The sequence below is a fragment of the Bacteroidales bacterium genome (assembly GCA_023229505.1).
Taxonomy (GTDB): domain Bacteria; phylum Bacteroidota; class Bacteroidia; order Bacteroidales; family JAGOPY01; genus JAGOPY01.
Map to the genome: position 1 here is coordinate 1 of JALNZD010000055.1, position 23879 is coordinate 23879.

18 protein-coding genes are annotated in these 23879 nt (G+C 38.7%); 11 read left to right on the forward strand and 7 right to left on the reverse strand.

The window, feature by feature from the left end:
* Positions 1–248: 248 nt before the first annotated feature.
* The 7 genes from M0Q51_15275 to M0Q51_15305 form a co-directional block, all read right to left on the reverse strand.
* Positions 249–1178 (reverse strand): glycosyltransferase, encoded by a 930-nt coding sequence (locus M0Q51_15275; protein ID MCK9401338.1) that lies wholly within the window; start codon positions 1176–1178, stop codon positions 249–251.
* Between the two features lie 103 nt (positions 1179–1281).
* Positions 1282–2196: a GDP-mannose 4,6-dehydratase gene (locus M0Q51_15280; GenBank protein MCK9401339.1), complete on the reverse strand. Its 915-nt coding sequence runs from the start codon at positions 2194–2196 to the stop codon at positions 1282–1284.
* 68 nt (positions 2197–2264) lie between these two features.
* Positions 2265–4922 carry a glycosyltransferase gene (locus M0Q51_15285; GenBank protein ID MCK9401340.1) on the reverse strand — a complete coding sequence of 886 codons (2658 nt, stop codon included), beginning with the start codon at positions 4920–4922 and terminating at the stop codon, positions 2265–2267.
* Between the two features lie 10 nt (positions 4923–4932).
* Positions 4933–5664 (reverse strand): ABC transporter ATP-binding protein, encoded by a 732-nt coding sequence (locus tag M0Q51_15290; protein MCK9401341.1) that lies wholly within the window; start codon positions 5662–5664, stop codon positions 4933–4935.
* Between the two features lie 63 nt (positions 5665–5727).
* Positions 5728–7218, reverse strand: a complete 1491-nt coding sequence (locus M0Q51_15295) for a putative DNA binding domain-containing protein (GenBank protein MCK9401342.1) — start codon at positions 7216–7218, stop codon at positions 5728–5730.
* A gap of 58 nt (positions 7219–7276) precedes the next feature.
* Positions 7277–8050 (reverse strand): ABC transporter permease, encoded by a 774-nt coding sequence (locus M0Q51_15300; protein MCK9401343.1) that lies wholly within the window; start codon positions 8048–8050, stop codon positions 7277–7279.
* A gap of 230 nt (positions 8051–8280) precedes the next feature.
* Positions 8281–9408, reverse strand: a complete 1128-nt coding sequence (locus M0Q51_15305; protein MCK9401344.1) for an aspartate--ammonia ligase — start codon at positions 9406–9408, stop codon at positions 8281–8283.
* Between the two features lie 257 nt (positions 9409–9665).
* Here M0Q51_15305 and M0Q51_15310 point away from each other — a divergent pair, with 257 nt between their 5' ends.
* The 11 genes from M0Q51_15310 to M0Q51_15360 form a co-directional block, all read left to right on the forward strand.
* Positions 9666–10781 carry an ATP-binding protein gene (locus tag M0Q51_15310; GenBank protein ID MCK9401345.1) on the forward strand — a complete coding sequence of 372 codons (1116 nt, stop codon included), beginning with the start codon at positions 9666–9668 and terminating at the stop codon, positions 10779–10781.
* Between the two features lie 23 nt (positions 10782–10804).
* Positions 10805–11245, forward strand: a complete 441-nt coding sequence (locus M0Q51_15315; protein ID MCK9401346.1) for an asparaginase domain-containing protein — start codon at positions 10805–10807, stop codon at positions 11243–11245.
* A complete protein-coding gene (locus tag M0Q51_15320; GenBank protein ID MCK9401347.1) occupies positions 11214–11897 on the forward strand; it encodes a hypothetical protein in 684 nt (227 codons plus the stop codon). Before M0Q51_15315 ends, M0Q51_15320 begins: the two co-directional genes overlap by 32 nt.
* A gap of 109 nt (positions 11898–12006) precedes the next feature.
* Positions 12007–12294, forward strand: a complete 288-nt coding sequence (locus M0Q51_15325; GenBank protein ID MCK9401348.1) for an HU family DNA-binding protein — start codon at positions 12007–12009, stop codon at positions 12292–12294.
* Entirely contained in the window at positions 12291–13325 is a 1035-nt protein-coding gene (locus M0Q51_15330; GenBank protein MCK9401349.1) for an HU family DNA-binding protein, read from the forward strand. Before M0Q51_15325 ends, M0Q51_15330 begins: the two co-directional genes overlap by 4 nt.
* A gap of 27 nt (positions 13326–13352) precedes the next feature.
* Positions 13353–15392, forward strand: coding sequence for a thioredoxin domain-containing protein (locus tag M0Q51_15335; protein ID MCK9401350.1), 2040 nt, complete (start codon positions 13353–13355; stop codon positions 15390–15392).
* 235 nt (positions 15393–15627) lie between these two features.
* Complete coding sequence (locus M0Q51_15340) at positions 15628–19746, forward strand: T9SS type A sorting domain-containing protein (protein MCK9401351.1); 4119 nt, start codon at positions 15628–15630, stop codon at positions 19744–19746.
* 105 nt (positions 19747–19851) lie between these two features.
* Positions 19852–21345 carry a T9SS type A sorting domain-containing protein gene (locus M0Q51_15345; GenBank protein ID MCK9401352.1) on the forward strand — a complete coding sequence of 498 codons (1494 nt, stop codon included), beginning with the start codon at positions 19852–19854 and terminating at the stop codon, positions 21343–21345.
* A gap of 37 nt (positions 21346–21382) precedes the next feature.
* The gene (locus M0Q51_15350; protein ID MCK9401353.1) at positions 21383–21790 is read left to right on the forward strand and encodes a T9SS type A sorting domain-containing protein; all 408 of its coding nucleotides are present in this window, start codon (positions 21383–21385) and stop codon (positions 21788–21790) included.
* Positions 21791–21838: 48 nt separating this feature from the next.
* Positions 21839–23425, forward strand: coding sequence for a T9SS type A sorting domain-containing protein (locus M0Q51_15355; protein MCK9401354.1), 1587 nt, complete (start codon positions 21839–21841; stop codon positions 23423–23425).
* A 22-nt stretch (positions 23426–23447) separates the two neighbouring features.
* On the forward strand, positions 23448–23879 hold a 432-nt coding region (locus tag M0Q51_15360; protein MCK9401355.1), incomplete at its 3' end, for a hypothetical protein.

A 23879-nucleotide genomic window follows, 5' to 3' on the forward strand; every position in this document is an offset into this window, starting at 1 on the left:
AAATATTTAATGCTGCTGAAAACTTTGCCATCCTGAGATCCATTATTGACACTGCCATAAAAAATGAGCAAAATGTGTTACAAGCTTTGAACGTCATCGCCGATTATAAAAGAGACTGATTAGTTACAATTATTTAATTAGATGATTTTAACAAACTATAATTTTTGATCGTCTTTTTCAACTACTAAAACGGTTCCCAAGTTTTGAAATAAAGGTATCGTTTTTCTTAATTGAATTAAAATCATTGTTTATTTAGATTTTATTATTTTATTCTTATAAAAAAAATTCCAGAATGACGATATAAATATTGGCTTATTAACTTTAGTGAGTCTATTCTTTTCCAGGAATTCGACATAATCAAAATAGGGTAAGAGATGTTTTAATTTACGTGCTAATTTAGGTGGAATATTACTGTAATCTGAATCGTAAATATTTCCGCATATTTTTTCACATTCCTCCCTAGTTATAGAGATTAACCTATTATAATTTTCATAATAAATATTAGATACTTCCTCAAAAACTAAACCTTCATCTGTAGCGATCTTTGAAAATCCACCCAATCTGTAAGTAGAAAAAATATTGTCAACGAAAATACTTTTATGATTTTTTAAGCAAAGTCGAATCGTCATATCATAATCTCCCACGCACTTATAGTTAGTGTTAAATAATCCTTCATTGATAAGGACACTTCTCTTGAAAAACATTGTTTGATGATTGGGCATAATAGTTAAAAAAACATTTTTCATTTTTGGATAAATAATATTTTGGGCTTGCTGAGATTCATCCAAATTTATTACTGGTGCATAAGAAAAAACTGCCTTCGAATTTTCCAAAGCTTTTACTGAGGCATCGACTCCATCTAGCCCATGAAAATAGTCATCTGAATTCAGAAAAGCAATATACTTACCATTGGCTAATTTCAGGCCTTTATTCATCGAATCATAAATTCCCGTATCCACCTCAGAAATATATTTAATCCATTTCCTATTGGCGTAATTATTTAATATATCGATTGTACCATCTGAGGATGCCCCATCAATAATAATATGCTCAATGTTTTCATAAGTTTGGTTGCGTACAGATTCTAAACATTGGCGAAAAGATTTCTCACGACCAGCTTTTATCAGATTTAAAGTGACCGTGACAATAGAAACTAAAGGAGTTGTTTTTGAGTTCATTGCTTTTTTCTTGGATTATCAGTCTTTGTTGTTGATTTCCATAATTGTAAGATGGAGTAATTTACTAAAATAATTAAAGGTGCCGTTATGGGTTAAGGATCGATCATATTATGGTTTTTGATTGATATTTGTGTTCTTCCTCAAGGAGCAGATCCAAAACTTCAAAAAATGATTTATTGTATTTCCATCCAAGCTCATTCTTTGCTTTAAGGTTATCCCCATATATATTGTGTATATCATTTGGTCGGAAGAGATTATGATCAATTATTATCTTATCTTTTGATATTTCAAGTTTATCAAATACATAATAGAGTATATCCTTCAATGAAACGGATGATCCGGAACAAATAGTATAATTTTTTGGAACTTCCTGCTGAAGCATCAACCACATAGCTTGCACATAATCAGGTGCATATCCAAAATCTCTTTTCAAATCAATGTCCCCGACATGAATTGCATCTCGTAAACCATTTTTAATTTCCAAGCCATTTAATATGACCTTTTTTACAAAAAAATTAGGTGTCCGCAAGTATGATTCATGATTAAACAATATACCGGAACAAATAAATAAGTTATATGATTCCCTGTAATTTACCGCAATCCAATGTGCAGAGGCTTTGCTGATCCCATAGGGGCTGGATGGATGGATGATAGATCTTTCTGTAACAGGTAAAACGTCAATATTGCCAAACATATCACTGGATGAAGCCTGGTAGAATTTAATTTTCTTGTCAACTTTTTTTATCGCTTCCAGAATATTAAGTACAGACAATATATTAAAATTGATAGTATCCCATGGTTTTTCAAAAGAAACTCCCACTGAACTTTGAGCGGCTAAGTTATATATCTCCACTGGTTTATATTCCGCGAGAATGCTGATAATATTAGTTTTATCAAGCAAGTTGCATTTTCTAAGTACGACGCGGTCAAGTATTTTTAAATAACCAAGACCATAGAGGCTTTCTTCAACATCAGGCCTTACCAGGCCGATAACCTGATAGTTCTTATCCAATAACAATTTGCTTAAATAAGCCCCATCCTGCCCGGTAATACCTGTTATAAGTGCGGTTTTCGTCATTATAGTAGTTATGACTTCAAAATAAATTCAATTATCGTATGCTTTTGCTTTTCCCAGTTATCATAGCCTTCGGAAATATATTTATACGTGTTTTCTTGTACTTCAAGCAGAGCTGATAGATCAATATTTTGAGGTTGGGCTAAGTTAAAAAGATACCCGGTTAATCCATGTATAATATATTCGTTCATTGTTGGATTATCAACTGCTATAATGACTTTACCCAGGGCCATTGCCTCTAAAAAAGACATCCCTATTCCTTCATGTTCCCTAGGGGCTATATAAATACCTTTTTGCTTGATCACGTTCCATAAATCTTCTCTTGTCTCGAACCAGTCTGAATACCTTATGTTATATTTTTTTTCATCTTCGATTGATGGCATGCAAAATTGATAATTTGGATCTATAGCTTTATGAATATGAATCTTCACTTCATCCTGGTCAAATAGTTTTATGATTGTGTTAATATTAATGTTGTTGGTCCTTTGCCAGAAAAAGACTTCATTTGCATTCCCCGGGGTGAATTCTCCGGGTTTGGGGAAATACTGTATATACATAGATTCAAATCCCCATTCAAGCAATTTTGTATGAAGCGTTTTTGAAAAATTAACGATTTTAAGTTTACAGTATCTATTCCACCAAGACTGTGTTAAACCACCAGAACTGTCGTACATTGGGAAAAATATAAGATTGTCATTTTTAATCTTTTCAAATTGATTTACTGTTGGTAAATTCTGAAAAAAGATTACGCCAAGATAGCTATTGTCAATAAATGAAAGATCGGGATAGGAACCACCATTCCAACTCTCATCCAGAATCACCTCAACATCATAAAACTGTCTTAAATAATCCAGTAGAAATAAAGTTGATTTTGTTTTGTTGTGATACGAGTGCCCGATGTAGACAATTTTTTTTGACCGGGTATTTATTCTTCTGCCTTTCTTAGGTTTACCCAATCTCGCTAAAAATTTTATGAAATGCCGAAATCCAATACTTAACTTTCGGTAAACTTTCAATATAATTTGCATAAGTAATAGTCCGAAATTCCAAATTATTACTGCTATCCTTCTTCTCAGGCTTCCAGTTGGGAAAAATAAATTTACTAATTTATATAAAAACAAAATCAATCTCCACCCATATGAATTAGAAATTACTCCTAATTCTGATATAACTGTTTCTAACCTGTACCTTGTTGAGTTCAGTTCCGAATTGGTGGCTTCAAACTGAGATTTGGCCTTGGCTAACTCAGATTTGGTGGAGTCATGCTCAGAATTAACGGTCTCAAGCTGTGATTTGGCCGTGGCTAACTCAGATTTGATGGAGTCCAGTTCCGAATTGGTGGTTTCAAACTGAGATTTGGCCTTGGTTAACTCAGATTTGGTAGAGTCCAGTTCCGAATTAGTGGCTTCAAACTGAGATTTGGTCGTGGCTAACTCTGATTTGGTGGAGTCATGCTCAGAATTAACGGTCTCAAGCTGTGATTTGGCCGTGGCTAACTCAGATTTGGTGGAGTCCAGTTCCGAATTGGTGGTTTCAAACTGAGATTTGGCCTTGGCTAACTCAGATTTGGTGGAGTCATGCTCAGAATTAACGGTCTCAAGCTGTGATTTGGCCGTGGCTAACTCAGATTTGATGGAGTCCAGTTCCGAATTGGTGGTTTCAAACTGAGATTTGGCCGTGGCTAACTCAGATTTGGCGGAGTCCAATTCCGAATTGGTGGTTTCAAGCTTCGATTTGATCCTTTCATATTGCGATTTAATCCTATCAAGTTCAGCATAGCTCAATGAGAGCTTGCGTACTAATATTTCAGATTGATTCTCCATTTTATCATTTAATTTACTCAAATCATTTATATCACCATGTATTTCTTTATTAATTTCATCCGTTCTCCTTATTACATTTTTAGCAAAATCATAATCCGATTGAATCAGGTTTGTTATTTCAATTTTTTTATTATCATCAGAAAATTGCTCATTTAAAAGCGGATTATTAACAAATTTTTTATTAGTGAACAGATGCAGGTTGCTACCATTTGAATAAAAATAACTATTGAATTTTAATGCAATGTATTTTAATGTATTTAAAGAATAAAATGAAATGTGCTGCCCTGTCTCGGGAACAAAATACCACCAATCTTTAATATCTTTAATTTCAAGATGTGGCTGTAATTCTGTTGAAAAGATTAAAGAATCTGAATATTTAAATATATTTTTAATTTCTTCCAGCGGATTTACTAAGTGCTCAAAAACTTCGAACGCTGTAACAATTTCAAATTTATTATCCCCAATTAAATCAACCAGATCATAATTTTTTGTAAAAATGTTTTCGCAATACTTATCTTCTCTGTAAAAATTAAATCCTTTGTCTCGCATCAAACGCACAAACAGCCCATAACCACCTGCATAATCAAGAAATTTTTCACCGGATTTAAAATATTTCAAAATAATTATTTCAACTGCATTTGAATAAATAACATTTCTCGATACTAAACCTATATCAAGATCCGTGATGGCGTTTTTATATGCTTCATCTAACCAATAAGGGCTTTCGGTCTGGATAAATTCACAAATCGGGCACTTATAATAATCTACCTCGTATTTATTCAATACAAAACTTTTAAATAAGAATTTTGCTTCGCCTGAACATATATTACATCTGACACTTTCCATCAAAGTCATTTCAAATCATATAATTTGCAATAACCTCCTCCGGAGCGCCAAGAATGTTGGTACTCCCATTTTGCAACAAAAGAACGCGGTCACTATATTTTTTAATACTACTTAAATCATGCGAAACAAAAATGATTGTCCTGCCTTCGGCAATTATTTTATGAAAAACCTCGAAACATTTTACCTGGAAATTGGCATCGCCCACGGCCAGAACTTCATCCATCAACAGAATTTCTTTATTTGCATGAATGGCGACTGAAAATGCAAGTCTTACATGCATCCCACTGGAGTAATTCTTTACCTTTAGATTAATAAATCTTTCCAACTCCGAAAACTCGACAATTTTGTGATAACTGCGGTCAATCTCTTTTTTTGTCAATCCTAATAGAGTGCCGTTCAAATAAATATTGTCCTTCCCCGAAAGTTCAGGATTAAAGCCAACCCCAAGCTCCAGAAAAGGTGATATTTCGCCATTGATCGTAATCGAACCTTTGTTAGGTGTATAAATCCCTGCCAGTATTTTCAACAAGGTCGACTTTCCACTTCCGTTCCGGCCGATGATACCAAAAAACTCCCCTTTTTTAATTTCGAATGATACATCTTCAAGTGCATTAAAGGTTTCATAGGTCATCTTCTTGCTGAAACTTAAAATCCGTTCCCTGATAGTGTTCCGTCGTTGCTGGGGGATACGGAAACTCTTAGAGACATGTTCAACTTTTATAACGATATCGTTGTTCATCATTTTTGGCTAAGTTACCTATTGTCTATCAGGTTCATTGAGAATTTTTTCAGATGTACTCAGTGTTCATTCATTGTTTATTTCCCAATGTCCGCCTTTAGCGGGGCCAATGCGTTTAATATACCCAGATTCTTTAAGTTTCTTAATATTGTTTTCTATAGCAGTAGTGCTGATACCAACTTTTTCTGAAAGCCCGGTAATAGTGATTTCGGGATTTTCTGCCATTAATTTGAATATCATTCTCAACTTTTCACCCAACTTTTCACCCAACTTTTCACCCAACTTCATTAGATGTTTTGATTTATTTATCGTTTTTACCAATGGATGAATCATTAGAATTGTGAGGAAATAATTTCGATCGTCATCGGTTTCAAATATTGGTTCGGGCGACCCGTTTTGTTGCATAATCTTATAAATAGTGGGAATACCCGTACTGCGGCCTTCGGTAAGGTGCATTTCTTTTAGAAAATCGCCAATACGCCGGTTGCGGTAATCGCGAACCACTATGGTATGTTGTTTTAACATTTTATTGGTGATAGGTGGAAGCGGACCCGGGAAGCTTAAAATTTCTATTTTATCGAACCGGATGTTTACTTCAATAGTAGCCGGGTGTTCGTAACTTCTGTGATAAACAGCGTTTGCCAATGTTTCCTCCACTGCCTGGTAAGGGTAGTTGAAAAACCTCGAAGCTTCAGCTTTTCCGGGTATCTTACGAACGTGTTCCTCAATAATGTTTGATTTTATATATGCAAGGGCTTCCCGTAACTGATTATGCAAAGGACCAGTAAATCTTTTTTCTACAAAAGTAATTCCATCTTCATCGCCATAAATGATAACCTCAATAAGCGCTCCCCTGAAAAATTTGTCTGGGCGGTCGTTAAAAAGTAACAGCCCGACATTAACGGGCTTGAAGAATTCCTCCGAGCCACGCGCAATTCGCATTTTAGCTACCAAGTCTGCTAATGAAAGTTGAGCCGAATGTTCATACAAGTCACTACCCACCTCCTGTAAAAAACCTTGAATTAGGTGCAGGCTTAAGTCATTAATATTGGCTTGATGATTCACCCTGTCGTCAAATGGTATTTTAGCTGCTAAACCAAACAGGGCAGTTTCTTCGGTGGAGTTTGCCAAAACTGTTTTAGATCCACGACGAATGTAATACCGCTTTTGTCCTTTTTCACCTAATGTTGCCGGCGCTTTATAAGGGCGAGTTTCGCCACCGGGTACCCATATCACAAAAATATGCTTTTCTTGAAAAAACACCGGTGATGTAACAGGTGAGAAATAGGGATCTATTTTATGAGTGAGCTCAATTAGTTTTTTCTGAATCAAATCTAATTCATTTCTATTTAATCCCCTGGGGGGTAATACAGGTATCCCGTTTTTTTCTTCTACCCCTAAAATAATATAACCACCTCCCCAATTATTTATATCATTGGCAAATGCACAAATAGTATGTAAAATGTCTTCGGGATTCCAACCAGCTTTAAATTCAAGTCTGTCCCATTCTACAGTCTGGCCATTTAGCAACTCAGATATGTTTATGGGCAGCGACATGGTTTATTAAAATTAAGTGGTACGGCAATGATATGATGGTTCATCTCCTTTGATTAAACTACAGGTTTTCTATCAGGTTCTTAGAAGATTTTATTAAGTACCATAAGCTGGCAAAAAATATCGGTATGAAAATGGCTATAAAAATCAATAAGTGATCAAAACGGGGCGTTGCACTATCAATTAAAACAACCTTTGAATGCTCAATAATTAAGGTCATAGGATTTATATACAGTATAGATTGCACGTTAGGTGGTACGGCAGAAATCGGGTAAATGATCGGGCTTGCATAAAATAAGACATTGAGCAGGACTTCCCATATCTGGTTTATATCTCGTAACCTGACATACAACGGGGCAGCAAAGAATGAAAATGCCAATGAAATACCATAAATCAGGATGATATATAATAGAAAGAGAGACATATCTACGATGTCAGGATAAATATGATAAGCAAAAAGAAAAAGAAAAAGAATGATGAGGTTAAAGAAAAAAGCCAGTGCACTGTGAACGGTTGCTGAAATAATGATGATCCATTTTGGGATAAATATCTTTTTCAGAATGTTTGCTTTGTTTATTATACTGTTCATGCCGACAGTTGTAGTTTCTGAAAAGAAAAACCAGAGAATCAGGCCCAGAAGTAATCGTATGGAATAATTCGGGTTATCCTTAAAAAAGAGATGCGAAAAAACAAAATTCAGGACCAAAAATATACTTAACGGCTTGAGAAATATCCAAATGATCCCCAGCCATGAACCCTGATAACGCATCTTCAGATCTGTCTTAGCGAGCATCCAGATCATTTCCCAGTTATGATGGTGATTTTTATGGTTCATGAAAGGTGATATTTTCTCTTGCAAAACTATGAAAAGTTAAACCTAAAGCTCAATATTTTATTTTTTTGATCACCAGGATTTCAGGTTTGATTCTCAAGTCCGATCCTAAATCCAACTACTCCAAACCCGCGAAGCCATCGGCGCGGTCACCGGTAGGCAAAACGCAAAAAAATAAACCACAGATTCAAAGTCTGTGGCTATTTTCCCTAATTACAAGGAAGCTTACATTTCTATTCAAGTACATGAATATTCCTCACCGAACAAATATCTTTTAATTGCTTCGGCCAGATCGTTACACTGGTTTCGCCCAGGTGTGCGGTTCTCAACAAATACATGAAGGTCCTGGACTGCCCGATCCCGCCGCCTATGCTTAGCGGGATCTCTTCATTCAGGATAGCCTTGTGATAGGGCAGTTTGAGGAAATCAAGCTGGCCTGAGATTTCAAGTTGCTGCTTCAGGGTTTCCTTGGTTACCCTGATCCCCATGGAAGTTAATTCATGCCTTCTTTTCGTAACCGGGTTCCAGACCAGGATATCCCCATTCAATCCGTGCATGAGTTTACCGTTCTTGGTGATGGTTGGTGTCACCCAGTCATCATAATCTGCAGCCCGCATTTCATGCGGATACCCATCAGCAAGTACCCAGCCGATACCGATGATAAAGACGGCAGGATAATCCTGAAGGATCCTGGTTTCCCGCTGTTTTCTAGGCAAATCGGGAAACATTTCAAGGATCTCTTCGGCATGCAGGAATTTAAGTTCTTCCGGGATAGCCGGGTATTTATTCGTATTCAACTCAGGGAATTTTTCCCTGGCCAGTACACTTGCTCCGTATAATACTTTCCATATTCTGCGTACCGTATCTTTCAGGAAGTCCAGGTTACGCTGGTCGGCAGTGATGACCTTTTCCCAATCCCACTGGTCGACATAAGCTGAATGGTCGTGGTCAAGGAAATAATCCTTACGTACGGCGCGCATATCGGTGTTGATCCCTTCACCTACGGCACAGCCAAACTGTTTCAATGCCATTCTTTTCCACTTTGTGGCTGCCTGAACCACCTGGGCATCAATCCTTTTTTCAAGACCGAGGCCGCATGGGAATTCAATGGGTGTGCGCGATCCGTCGCGGTCGAGGTAATCGTTCACCCCGCTCTCCTTCGATACGATCAACGGCACCTGCACCATTTGAATATTCAGTTCTTTAGCCAGGTTCTCTTCGATGTAATGTTTTATCATGTAGAGCGCTTCCATCCGCTTCATGGGTGGCAGCAATGGCTGGTAATCATTCGGCAGGATTTTGGCTACCTCTTCATAGGTACTGATTCCCGGTCCTGCAAGATCAGCTTGTTTGTTTTGCATAATAATCCTTGTTAAATTTAATTAATAATGATTAGTTGTAATTATAGTAACTGAAACATATTTTATGTATGTATGATGAAATTGAGAGGCCGTAAATTTACTAAATTCTAAATATCGAATTCCTTTGGATAAAAATTTAGTTCGCAGTTCGCAGTTCCCAGTTCGCGGTTGGCGGTCGGCGGTTAAGTAATGAAATTAAACATTTTGTATAAAACACTTTGTTTAACGCAAAATGTTTTATATCTTTGAGAAAAAAAATGAATCCGTTTATCATCAAAGGATATGCTGGTCCCGAATTCTTTTGTGACCGGGAAGAGGAAACCGACAGACTTCTGAACGCTATCAATAATCAGCGCAATCTGACCTTGGTTTCATTACGAAAAATGGGGAAAACCGGCTTAATTTACCACACTTTTGAAAAGTTATCCAAGGATAAATACGATAAAATCTACATTGACATCTTCGATACGGTAAATCTTACCGGGTTTATTAACAAGTTCGCCAGTTCTCTTTTATCGCTCAAAAAGACTTTCGGAGAGAAAATGATTGAATATATTGAATCTTTTAGATATATCAGACCGGTTATCTCTATCGATCCTCTTTCAGGACTGCCAACAGCTTCTTTTAAAATATCCTCGGAAGAAGAAGCTCAGCAAACCATTAGCGACCTTTTTAAGATTTTGGTCGAAAAAAGTCTTTCTAAATCAATTGTGCTGGCAATCGATGAATTTCAGCAGATAACCAAATATCCGGAGAAAAATGTTGAAGCATTAATAAGAGGAAATATTCAAAACCTTCATAATGTGACAATTATTTTTTCGGGAAGCAATAAATCATTGCTGGGACAAATTTTTTCCAACCCGTCGAGGCCTTTTTATCAAAGTACTGAACTGATGTACCTTGAAGAAATTCAGCCTCCCTCCTATATCGATTTCATCAGAAATATCTTTTTAGCCCATGAAACTAAGATTGATGATGAAGCAATCGGGGATATTCTTTATTGGACCAGGGTCCATACCTACTATGTACAATACTGCTGTAACAAGATATTTGAACTAAAATCCGGAAATATATCGAGGGCTGAAACTCAAAAAATTTGCAATCAAATATTAAGGGATCACGAACCATTCTATTTTGAATTGAGGAATCTATTGACTCATCACCAGTGGCAATTATTAAAAGCAATTGCCAAAGAAAAAGGAGCAAAAAGTATTACTTCATCGGCATTTATCAAACAATATGATCTTACAAATGCAAGCACTATTAAGCGAGGCATTGAATCCCTACTTGAAAAGGAGCTTATATACAGAAGTAAAAACCAGTACCTTCTACAAGATGTTTTCTTTTCAAGATGGCTTGAGTTGCAAGAATGATCATTAAATTTAACTATCCGTAATTGAATTTATCTATAACTGACGATAAGCATATTGTGGTAAAAATCCCGACGGGTTACAATATCGGGGTTGATGTGCGGACCATCACGAATATGAAGGAAACCGGCTATAAGAAGGCCGTTTACAAGATCCCTGAGAAAGAATTTCCAATCACACCCGGATTACCAAGGGTTAAGCTGCTCGGCACCGGCGGAACCATTGCTTCGCGCCTGGATTACCGCACCGGGGCCGTCATCCCTGCCTTTTCCCCTGGAGAACTCTATGGGGCAGTTCCAGAACTGGCCGATATCTGCAACCTGGAGACTGAGAAAATATTCGCCGTATTCAGCGAGAACATGGGTCCCAAGCAATACATCGCCCTTTCCCAGGCTATCGGGAAAGAGATCGAAAAAGGGGTGGATTGCCGAAGTTATGGTATGCATGTTCGGCCCTACATCCGATGAATATGGTTTGCTGCACAAGGGAACCCGTGTAAGGAAAATGCACTCATCCTATCGTTCCACTTTCCGAACCATTGGCGATGTGCCGATGGCCATGGTAAGCCGGAAAAAGATCACCCCCATCCACAAAAGCTACAACAAGCGCCGGAGCGATCGTATTGTGAGCATCTTCCCTTACTTCAGCGATGAAGTGACCATGCTCTATTATTATCCCGGCATGAAACCTGACGTCATGAATGCAATGATCGACGACGGTTACCGTGGCATCATCATCGTCGGCACCGGGCTGGGTCATGTGAATAAGGAGCTTTACCCGGCACTGGTAAAGGCCAAAGAGAAAGGCGTACACGTCTTTATGACCTTGCAAACCATCTGGGGCTTTGTGCACATGTTCGTTTACGACACCGGCCGTGATATGATGGCCAAAGGTGTGATCCCTTGCGGAAATATGCTTCCCGAGGTCGCCTGGGTCAAACTGAGCTGGATCCTCGGCCAGACCAACGACCCGGTAAAAGTCCGCCAGATGATGATGACCCCGATCAACGACGAGATCACCCTCCGCGAGCCTTACAATGGTTATTTGGTTTACCAGGGCGGTGTGCCGGAGGTGGAGGAGTTTATCAGGAGAGTGCATAAATGTGTCGGCAGTCGGTAGTTGGCAGTTGGCAGTTGACCGCCGACCGCTGACCGCAAACTTTTTTCTTGCTTTTCTCCTATTTTTTTCGTATCATCGCTGTCTGAATCAACCTATTAACTTTAAGCCATTGAATACGAAAGAATTTATCCGTTCGCTCGCTGAAAAGCTTCATATTAGCCAGAAAGAAGCAGCAAAACTGCTTCAGGACACCACCAGGGTTTTACGTGAAACCGTCTCTGAAGAGAAAAAACTTACCCTGGTTCACCTTGGAAGCTTCCAGGTGAAAAAAAGTGCAAGCCGGACAGCTTATATACCGGCTTTGAATAAAAAAGCCCTGGTACCACCACGCCGGGTTGTGCAATTTCATACGGCAGAAACATTGAAGAATAAACTTAAAAACACCCGTCTGTCATGAACGATATTATATCTGCCAGGGAAATCATAGAACGGCTGGTGAAACAGTCAGGCATCACGAAAAAACTGGCCGCGGAATTCCTGCACGTAATCCCTGATATCATTGAAGAAGGTTTAAAAAAAGATGGCGAAGTCCGTGTTAAAGGATTGGGTACTTTCCGACTGAAATGGGTCAGGGAAAGGATCGGACGAAACCCCAAAACCGGTGAAAAAACGGAAATCCCTCCCCATAACCGCGTAGTATTCCTCCCGGAACGATCTTTTAAAGAATACATCAACCGCGACTACCGTCTGCTCAGTTATAAAATCATCCCTTCTGCTGAAAAAGTAACATCGGTTGATGAAATCATCACGGAACCTGAACCCGGACATGAACCCCTTCCTCAATATACTGAGCCGGAACCTGAACCTTTACCGCAATATCAAACTCAACCACAGCCTGAGCCGGAACCTCCAGCCGGAAAACGACGGGTCCATTGGATCGTACCGGTCGCCATTTCAGTGATTATTATCTTAAGTTTGATCTTTTACTTCAGGAACTGTTATCATTTAGAAGACAGAAGTCAGAAGTCAGAAGTCAGCAATCAGAAGAAAGAAGTTGACAGTCGGCAGTTGACAGTTGACAGTATATCGGCAGTCAACAGCCGGCAGTCAGCAGACACCATTCAGCAATCAGAAATCGACAATCGACAATCGACAATCGACACACCGCTCTCCACCCTTAGCCCTCAGCTAGTCACCATCCCCGAAGGCAAGTGCCTATTCCAACTCGCCCGTGAAATCTATGGCAATCCCTATCTCTGGGTGCTTATCTACCGGGAAAACCAGTATAAAATATCTGATCCTGACATGCTGAATTCGGGTCAGGAACTGGTGATCCCGGCTCTCGAAGGCACGCAGGAACGGATGTCAAGGAATGACTCTCTCGCAGTTTCGGAAGGTTACCGCCTGCTTTATGAATATTTCAAAGCAAAAGATGATTTTCGTAAAGATGATTTTTTCAAGGCGATGGAGCGATACAAGCCTTGGTGATTTGGCTTTTTGTATATTTATCCCGCTATGCCCGATCACACATTTACCAACCAACTCATCCAGGAATCCAGCCCTTACCTGCTTCAGCATGCCCATAATCCGGTAGACTGGCATCCCTGGAACGAAAATACCCTTGCGAAAGCTAAGTCGCTTGATAAAATGCTGCTGATCAGCATAGGCTATGCCGCCTGCCACTGGTGCCACGTTATGGAGAAAGAATCCTTTGAGGATGAAGAGGTGGCAAAGATCATGAACAAGCACTTTATCTGCATTAAAGTCGACCGCGAAGAACGGCCCGATGTGGACCAGGTGTATATGAATGCCGTTCAACTGATCACAGGCAGCGGGGGATGGCCTCTGAACTGCTTCACCCTTCCCGACGGCAGGCCTTTTTTCGGAGGTACTTATTTCCGTAAACACCAATGGGTTCAACTGCTTGAAAATATCGCCCTTCTTTATATAAAAAGGAGGAAAGAGCTGGAAGAACAGGCCGGATCATTGACTAACGGGGTTATTGCCGGGGACCTGATCAAGGCCGGGAAAGATACAGGGATTTTTGCGCAGGATGACCTGCAGGTCGCTGCCGGCAGGTTAGAGCGTCAATTCGACTTAAAGGATGGCGGCCTCGGCGGAGCGCCCAAATTTCCTATGCCGGTAAACCAGTTTTTTTTGTTGCGATATTCATTTTATTCAAAGGATGAAAAGATCTTGGATTTCGTCAAACTTACCCTTCGTAAAATGGCCTATGGAGGCATTTACGACCAGGTCGGCGGTGGATTTGCCCGCTACTCGACCGATTCCCAGTGGAAAGTACCCCATTTCGAGAAGATGCTATATGATAATGCTCAGCTGGTATCCCTTTATGCTGAGGCCTGGCATGCTATCAGGGAACCATTATACAGAGAAGTAGTGGAAGAAATCCTGCAGTTTGTCCTGCGGGAACTGACTTCTCCGGATGGCGGCTTTTATTCCTCCCTGGATGCAGATTCGGAAGGCGTGGAAGGTAAATATTACACGTGGGGGGCCGGGGAGATCAATCTGATCCTCGAAAACCAGGCTGACCTCGTCCGGAAATATTACCACATCGGGGGTAAAGGCTTTTGGGAAGCGGGACAGAATATCCTTCTCCGCACCCAGTCGCCCGATGAATTTGCGCGTGAACAGGGGCTTCAGCCATCTGCGTTTAAAACCATCCTCAAACCTGCACGGGCAAGGCTTTTGAAAGCCCGGAGCAAAAGAATCAGGCCGGGACTCGATAACAAGATACTGACATCATGGAATTCATTGATGTTGAAAGGATTTACAGATGCATACCGGGTGTTCGGAAGACAGGATTACCTCGAGGCGGCAAGGAAAAATGCCGCTTTTTTGCTCCAAAATGTGATGGTCAGCGACGGGCGGCTGTTTCACAGTTGGAATCACAGTAAAACCTCCATCAATGGATTTCTGGAAGATTATTGTTTTCTGGCAGAAGGTCTGATAGAACTTTATCAGGTAACTTTTGATGAAAACTATCTGAATAAAGCACTAGTATTGGCTGAATATACGATGAGTCATTTCTATGATCAGGAGAATAGTCTTTTCTTCGTCACCTCTGACCTTGATCCATCGCTGATTGCCCGTAAAAAAGAGATTTATGACAATGTTATCCCTTCTTCAAACTCAACCATAGCAAAAATTCTTTTTATTCTTGGACTTGCCTTTGAAAGAGAAGATTTTACGGATAAATCAACCCGGATGGTATCAATTGTCAGGGAACAAATTGTGAAATACCCTTCTTCCTATGCAAACTGGGCATCGGTAATAATTAACAGGATCCATCCGTTTTATACCATAGTTGTCACCGGTCCGGGGTGCTTAGAAAAGGCAGCAGCTATCCGTAAGCATTATCATCCATCTGTGTTTATTTGCGGCAGTGAATCATTCAGTGAGCTGCCTGTCCTGAAAGACAGGTTTGTGGATGGGCAAACGATGATTTTCGTCTGTACGGGAAAGGAATGCAAGATGCCGACAACTTCTGTTGATGAGGTAGTTAATTTTTTAAAAACCACTGCTGATAATTCCTGACCTTAAGTTTCTCGCAGATTAGCGCTGATCAGCGAGAAAGTCCGGTGATTCATCCGCTTGGCCTGCCAGATCATGAACCTGAGCCAAATCCCCCGCCTGGCAAATATTTTCATAGAAGGCGCTAAATTATTGAAAAAAATGAAAAATCGTCCATGACCTTGCTATTCCTTCCCAAATACATTATCTTTATCAAGCCAGTTCAATATTTAGATTATTAACCTTTAAACCATTGATTATGAAAATTTTCACCCTCCCCCGCGGGATTTTAGCCATTCTTTTACTGGCTGTTAGTTGCTTCTTATCTTTCCCCATGAAGGCACAAACCATCCAAATCGACAGTTTATTTACTTCAGACGGAGAGATTTTTCCTTTCGGACCGAACGACACCATTTATGGATTATCCATTTCAGGATCAGTCACCTTGTTAAGCGATACAAGCCTGGTTCGGGTGATTTTGACCGATAATGCCGGTCATGAATGGATGGTATATGAGGCGTATCCTTTAATCGTTACATATACTGCTTTTAACATTGAAGAAGAATGTGATGAGACTTGCTTTTTGGATCAACTTCTTCCCTATTCCATTATCATCCAAGTGATTGATGCAAGCCTTGATTTAGAGTCCTTATCATATTCTAAGTACCCCAAGGAAGATGCAATTAAGCAACAATTTAAATCAAAACGAAGTAAGGATGCTGAAAAAATTGAAGCGATAAACCAACATATTCCTTCGTACAATATGAATTGGGTTGCAGGTGATAACTCAATCGTAGCAATATATTATGATCAGAAACGAAATATGTTTGGTGATGGTTATAATTTGCGTGGTTATGAATATTATGCCGGAGGCGTTTTTGAATTCCTTGGCCACAGAGCATATCCAAAAGTCGATCCGGATATGGTATGGAATTTTGATTGGAGAAATCGCCATGGGGCAAATGATTCATTATCACCCTACTGGGATGGTGATACCCTTGGTACCGGATGGTTAACACCTGTCAAAGACCAGGGAAATTGTGGAAGTTGCTGGGCTTTCTCAGCAATTGGCACAACAGAGGCAATTGCTAATCTTTTTACAACCCTTCATTTGAATCTGGATCTATCAGAACAACAAGTACTTTCGTGTTCAGATCGAAATGGAAATTGTGATAGTGGACATCGGGATTCGGCATTATTTTTTATTAAGAATGAAGGAGTTGTTACTGAAAATTGTTGTCCTTATATTGCTCAAAGTCCTAGCTGCAGCAATCTTACAATCTGTGAGGAGCCTGATACCATTATTACTATTAAAGACTATCATGAATTTATAACTGATCAGGATAGCATAAGGATCGCTTTGATAAAGGATGGCCCGCAATCTATTGGATTTAATCTTTCGAAAAGTAAAGCACATGCTACTGTATTAACTGGTTTTGAATTTGATTCTATAGACTCCACTATTAATTGGATATATAAAAACAGTTGGGGAGATATTGGACCGGAACATGGTTTTAATACAATGAAAATTGATTATTTGAGCGCCAATGGAATAGATAATCCAGTTTTTCTTAATGATGAACCTTTAATAGATACATGCAGGGATGAGGATAAAGATGGCTATTTTTTCTGGGGAATTGGCAAGAAACCGCTGGACTGCACTTGCTCGGATATTGAGGATTGTGATGATAACGATTCTCTTGTCGGGGGATATGATGAAAATTACAATTGTACTTGCTTGCTAGAATATATTTCAATGCCCAAAATAATCACCACGGATACAATATGGGAAGATACACTTTCTGTAAATCAAACGGTTATTGTTGATTCAGGAGCTTGTCTTACCATCGAATCACTTGCCCGCTTTAGTTCTCCTGCGAAAATAATCGTTAAACAGGGCGGAAAACTGATCATAGACGGAGGAAAACTTACCAATGCCTGCCCGAATGAACTTTGGGATGGCATTGAAGCTTATGGTAGCGATACTAACCAGTATTTTTACCAATATTTCGGGGTAGTCAATGTTATCAACGGGGGAACTATTGAAAATGCCACTACTGCAATTGCCAACCATTGTAAAACCTGCGATTATATCAACGAAGAAAGTGGAGGGGTAATTCGAACTGATAATGCTGTCTTCCGTAATAATCGTGTTGCTGTCGATTTTGCCCCCTTCGAAAATGAGTGGCAGGGGCAGGAACAGCCTTACCGGGCGACTTTCGCAAAGAGTCTTTTTAAATATGATGATTACCTGAATGATTATTCGGATTTCGAGTATTTTATTAAAATGCATCAGGTTAATGGCATAAAATTCTACGGATGTGATTTTATTTGTGACACAAACATTATTCACACTGAAAAAGAAGTAACCTATAAATACCGGAGCGGAATTTATTCAGTGGGATCGCAATTTTATGTTGGGAATACATGCGTAAGCCAAATATCGCCTTGCACCCAATATAAACAGAGTCTTTTCCAGGGCTTGAATTATGGCATCTATGCACTTGGTATTAATGGCAGAGAAACAATTACCGTTAAAAGGAGTCGATTTGATAAAAATAAAACTGGGATTTATTTAAGCGCTGTCAATTATGCTACTATTGTACAGGATACATTTAATATTAGAACCATTGATTATCAGAAAGATACTTTAAGCGGTCTGTACCTTGATAATTGCACAGGTTATCAGGTTGAGGATAATATTTTTCTAGGGAATTTAAATCCTTTCAACCCTTGGCAAATTTCCGTTAAAAGTATCGGATTGGTGATAAATAATTCAGGTGTAATGTATAACGAAATCTACAATAATGCATTTGATTCTTTATTTGTAGGAGTATCCGCTCAGGATCAAAACCGTGATAGATCAGGCGATCTTGGTCTCCAAATTCTGTGCAATGATTTTACTAATAGTCGATTTGATATTTCCGTTACAAAAAGTGACGAACTTGTTAGAGATATGGGAATAAAAGTAGAGCAAGGCAACGAAGGGACAGAAGCAACTTCCCCAGCAAATAATACCTTTAGTTGGGTTGATAAGGAATTCAGTGATTATTATAATAATTGTGAAAATATCATTTACTGGCATTTGGATGCTTCTTTAACAACTGCACATGTTAAGCCTGTTGATTATTCTTCCACTGTTAATCCACAGCATGATAATGGTAATTCATGGGTCTATGATAAAGAAATATGTTGCCCTTCAAACCTGGATACAATTGGAGGAGGAGGAGGTAGTATTGAAGATGAAAAAAATAAAATGATGATAGCGGAGCAAAAAGCCGATTCTATTCTGAACATATTAAATATCCTTGTCGATGGTGGATCAACTGAAGAGTTAATCGCTGAAATACAAAATAGTTCTCCGGAGGATGCCTTGACACTCTATAGCGAACTCATAATGAATTCCCCATATTTGACAGATACATCAATGGTTATGGCCATCAATCAAGAGAATGTCCTTTCACCTTCCTTGATCACGGATATTCTCTTGGAGAACCCCCAGTCAGCCAAGTCCGATACGGTTCAACAAGCCCTTGAGATGCGTTCAAACCCGCTATCGGAAGAACAACGACTGGAAATCGATCAGGGATGGTTTGTAATAAGCGCAAAAGAATCTTTGGAGTCACGATTATCTGGTGCTAATTCAATCCGAAACAGGGCATTAAATAACCTAATCCGATATTTTAAAAACGATACGCTGATTGCCTCATCTGTCGACTCCATCATTTTCTTACTTTCTAATGAAAACAATCTTGAACTTAAATATTCACTTGTTTTTGAATATCTTGGTAAAGGAGATACAATTTCAGCCCGGGGTATTTTAGATGATATTCCTGTTAGTTTTAATCTTACTTCCTCACAGAACCAACAACTTCAGAATTATGAAAACTATGTTGACTTGTGGATAAGTTTGATATCGCAAAATAAAACCTTTCTTGATTCAGATTCTTTGCATAAAGTTCAAATAAAGGCATTGATGAATAATTCCGATGGAGTATTAAAAATGATGTTACAAAATGTGCTTGAAGTTATTGACACGATCAATTACCATGAACCATATATTTTACCTGAATCCGGACAGAAATCATCTGAAATAAGGCCGATTCAGATAAAACAAACTGTTCATTCAAGTTATTTGAGAGTATACCCAAATCCAACAAGTAACTATTGCCTCATAGAGTATTCATTAAAAATTGAGGGGTCAGATGCTCTTATTCAAATAATTGATATTCATGGCTGTGTTATAAAACAAATAGAAGTTTATAAGGATAATGATTTACTCCTGGTAAATTTAAATGACCTTCCAAATGGGATATATTTATTTCAATTAATTGAATATGGTAAAAAATCAGGGATTCAAAAGATGATAAAGAATTGAGAGGTAGATATGAAGACTTTTTCCTCATTGATTTTTCTTTTACTGATAATTTCAATCTGTAAGTTGAGTTATTGCCAATCCACTTATTTTAATAATCTTTATCACTTGGGCGATCCAAATACCTGGAGTGGTGCAAGTACATTGGGTGAAGACGAAAACGGATACGTCATTTGGGGTAAGACTGGAGTTAACATTGGTTTGATTAAGTTAAATCATAATGGTGAACAAATATGGTATAAGACCTGGGGTGACAGTATTGCTTCATGGTATGTCGGGTATCCAGGTTCACTAGCTTCCATAAATAATGAACACTACCTGGCAGGTTCTAAAAACTATTATTCACCGATTGAGTACGATGTTGGATTGTTGATGAAACTGAATAGCAATTGGGATACAATCTGGACTAAAGAATTTGACATGAATATGGATGCTGATCCTGATACATCCACTTTAATAAATCAAATGGATATCTGCAATAACGGAGATCTTGTTTTTGGGGGTGGCATTTATAAGCCAAGTATTGGCAGCAAATTCCTGCTGATTAGAACTGATACAGCCGGAAATTTACTTTGGTTTAAAACATATAGTTACTCTAAGGCTACCATTAATGATGGGTATTCAGTCATTCAAACCTCTGACAGTGGTTTTGCCATCGGTGGATTTTGGTACATACCAGGAAGTTCGTCGGCAACGGGGGACCCGATAATTATTAAAACAGACAGTATGGGTAACCAGGAATGGATAAAAAATCTGGGGGGACCAATTGTTGATAATCGTGCTATGTTATGCAAAGCAAATGATGGAAATATTATAATGGGGACGACGATTGCAGATATCTTAATCGGAGGCACAAGCACCAAATCCAGAATTAATATTGTAAAACTTGACAATGAAGGTGATATTCTTTGGAATAAAAAATATGGGGAAAGTTCTATTTCAAACTATTTATCTACTATTAGAAGTTTAGACGATGGATCTGTTATTTGCACTGGTTCGGTTCGGTCAGAGATACCCTGGAATTCTGGCTGGATCCTGAAATTAAGTTCTGAAGGAGATAGTTTATGGTACAGGCAATATTACTTACTAAGCGGAGAATCGACGTATAATCGTTTACGTGATATTATTTCAACGAGTGATTCCGGATATCTGGCTTGTGGATATATATCTCCCATTTCACCGGACACGGGCATTCAGAGCGCCTGGGTCATCAAGCTCGACAGTATTGGCTGTGATTCGGCGGGGTGCGATACGACGGTGGGGATAACTGAGGAGCAGGGAAGCGGGGAAGCAGGGAAGCAGGGAGGGATGGAGATTTGGCCTAATCCGGCAAAAGAAATTGTCAATTGTCAATTGTCAATTGTCGATTCTCGAAGTAATTGTTCATTGATGATCTATGATATTTTCGGGCGAGAAGTTACGGCAAACCTGATCTCCTCCCCCCGGGTGGGGGGAGGCCGGGAGGGGGGCGCTGACGGCCGGGAGAAAGGCTGGCAGAGTTGGATAGTTGATGTTTCCTCCCTGCCGCCTGGGATTTACCTGGCGGTGGTTCGGGAAGGGCATATGATTGAAAGAAGTGCAAAGTTTATCATTGCAAGATAATTGAGATAATATTGATGGTAACTATAAAAATAACATCATGACCAATTCTACCGGCATGTTGAAAGCGTTCGCAAGAAATATCCTGATCGTTAATGATTCTCTTGATTATGCTGAACCCATTTACCTACCTCAACCTGGATTAAAATCAGGGAAAGCTAGGATTTGGCCTGAAAAAGGAGTTCAAGCTCAAAACTTCATGAAGATTTACCCTAATCCTGCAAAAAACCTTGTAATAATTGAAGTCAGGCTGAAAGAAATTCCCAATAATGCACAAGTTCAAATTATTAATTTAGAAGGAATCGTTTTAGATGAAATCGCTGTCAATCAGCGATATGACTATATTGTTATTCCATTATCTGAATTTAAATCAGGAACTTACTTATGCAAATTAAGTATTGGGAATAAAACTGTCGAAACAAAACAATTTATCATTTCCAGATTTTGATTTCTATTTTTTCCTATTTTAAACAATCCATCATTGATGTATAACACTATGAAGATTTTACCAATTATTATAAAAACCGTAGTACTGTTTGTATTTATTTTTTTTCTCTCTGATGCAAAAACACAAACTTTTAATTATTTTAATTACCGATATGATATCAGTGAGTATGAATTACAAGATGAAAGTTACGCGATTATTGAAACGGTGGATGGCTTTGTGCTGCCTGGCAATTCATTAGTGATAAACGCTAATATTTACTGGTGGGAGGAAAAACTGATTAAACTTGATCAACATGGAATTGTTCAATATATAAAAACATATGGGGAAGACTCCATTGATTATTTTTTTTCCAGTAATCCAAGGTGTTTAATAGAGGAAAATGATCGTTTATATGCCGTTGCTAAAAGAAGAACACCTACTTCAAATTGGGTGCATGATGAAGGAACTCTTATATACCTTGATGAAAACCTTGATACACTTTGGTCAAGAAGGTACGGTGAGTGCATTGAACCCTTCGATACAGCATATCTTTTTACTTGTCTGCAAAAAATAAACCAAAACGAATTGATCATTGCTGGAGGATGGAAGCCTTATGGATTAGCTTCACATGTTTATTTATTAAAGGTAGATAGTATCGGGAATAAAATTTGGGATAAATCTTTTAATTATTATAATGATTATATTGATGGACATAGCATCGTTCAAACAACTGATTTAGGTTTTATAATAGGATGTTTTAAACAAACACCAGGTTACCCTTATACCGTAGATCCTATAATAATAAAGACAGATAGTCTTGGAAACCAGAAATGGACAAAAAATTTAGGAGGACCTTTTAAAGACTTCAATGCATTAGTTAGCCTTGCAATCGATGGAAATATTCTCGTGGGTACAAGTTATGCTGACAGTATGTTAACGCCAGATATTCCGCTTTCAAGGATAAATATAATTAAACTTGATAACGAAGGCACTATCCTTTGGAATAAAAAATTTGGCTCAAGTAAACCTAATAATTACTTAAGAAATATAAGGGTATTAAATGATGGTTGCATTATCGCCACCGGTGCATTAAGAAAATATAATCCAGAACCTGATTGGGTAGGATGGATACTAAAAATCGATTCTGATGGAGACAGTCTTTGGTATCGGGAATATTATAATCTTCCCGGTCAGGAAAGCAAGAATTATCTGTATGATGTTATTGAAACGAGCGATAATGGTCTCATCGCTTGTGGTTATGTTAATCCGTATTTACCTGATACCGGAAGCACAGATACCTGGGTCATCAAGCTCGATAGCATCGGGTGTGATTCGGCGGGGTGCGATACGACGGTTGGCATTGCCGAAGAGCATGGAAGCATGGAGGCATGGGGGCATGGAGGGCTTATCATATGGCCGAATCCGGCGAGGGATCAGATTCATGTACGATTTTACATGGACGATGGACGATTTTACAAGGATTTTAGATTGGAGATTTATGATATTTTCGGGCGGAACGTTAAGGAAATCAAAGTTCCGGATAAGCAAGATGAGGTTCAAATCAATGTAGAGGGTTATCCGCGGGGGATGTACCTGGCTGTACTGAAGGAAAGGCAAATAATTAAAGCGAATACTAAGTTTATCATTGTTAAGTAAATTAATATCTGATCTAACATCCATGAATTCCATCATGAACAATTCTACCGGCATGTTGAAAGCGCTCGCAAGAAATATCCTGATCGTTAATGCGTCATCTCAAGATAGCCTATTGGTATATTTTGAAAATGATTATTCACCTGAAACACATTATCAATTGGCCTTTTGCAAGTTATACTCAGGGGATACCGCCGAATTAACAGACATATTAAATGGTATACCAGTCGATTTTTCATTTAATACCGCTCAATGGAATAATCATTCACTTTACGAGGCATTGTTTGACATCCTGATAGAAATGCAATCGGATTCGACTGGAATTGACAACACTTTGTTGTTGGATTTGACTGCAATTGCCGATGAAGCTGATGTGATACCGGGGGTATTTGCAAGGAATCTTCTATTAAATAATGATTTGATTTCGTATAATGAATCCGTATATCTCCCGGAAAAT

Bases quoted from the DNA above. Each gene is read 5' to 3' on its own strand.
- M0Q51_15275 (MCK9401338.1), bottom strand. From the start codon at position 1,178: ATGAACTCAAAAACAACTCCTTTAGTTTCTATTGTCACGGTCACTTTA.
- M0Q51_15285 (MCK9401340.1), bottom strand. From the start codon at position 4,922: ATGGAAAGTGTCAGATGTAATATATGTTCAGGCGAAGCAAAATTCTTA.
- M0Q51_15290 (MCK9401341.1), bottom strand. From the start codon at position 5,664: ATGATGAACAACGATATCGTTATAAAAGTTGAACATGTCTCTAAGAGT.
- M0Q51_15295 (MCK9401342.1), bottom strand. From the start codon at position 7,218: ATGTCGCTGCCCATAAACATATCTGAGTTGCTAAATGGCCAGACTGTA.
- M0Q51_15300 (MCK9401343.1), bottom strand. From the start codon at position 8,050: ATGAACCATAAAAATCACCATCATAACTGGGAAATGATCTGGATGCTC.
- M0Q51_15305 (MCK9401344.1), bottom strand. From the start codon at position 9,408: ATGCAAAACAAACAAGCTGATCTTGCAGGACCGGGAATCAGTACCTAT.
- M0Q51_15310 (MCK9401345.1), top strand. From the start codon at position 9,666: ATGAATCCGTTTATCATCAAAGGATATGCTGGTCCCGAATTCTTTTGT.
- M0Q51_15320 (MCK9401347.1), top strand. From the start codon at position 11,214: ATGGTATGCATGTTCGGCCCTACATCCGATGAATATGGTTTGCTGCAC.
- M0Q51_15330 (MCK9401349.1), top strand. From the start codon at position 12,291: ATGAACGATATTATATCTGCCAGGGAAATCATAGAACGGCTGGTGAAA.
- M0Q51_15335 (MCK9401350.1), top strand. From the start codon at position 13,353: ATGCCCGATCACACATTTACCAACCAACTCATCCAGGAATCCAGCCCT.
- M0Q51_15340 (MCK9401351.1), top strand. From the start codon at position 15,628: ATGAAAATTTTCACCCTCCCCCGCGGGATTTTAGCCATTCTTTTACTG.
- M0Q51_15350 (MCK9401353.1), top strand. From the start codon at position 21,383: ATGACCAATTCTACCGGCATGTTGAAAGCGTTCGCAAGAAATATCCTG.
- M0Q51_15355 (MCK9401354.1), top strand. From the start codon at position 21,839: ATGAAGATTTTACCAATTATTATAAAAACCGTAGTACTGTTTGTATTT.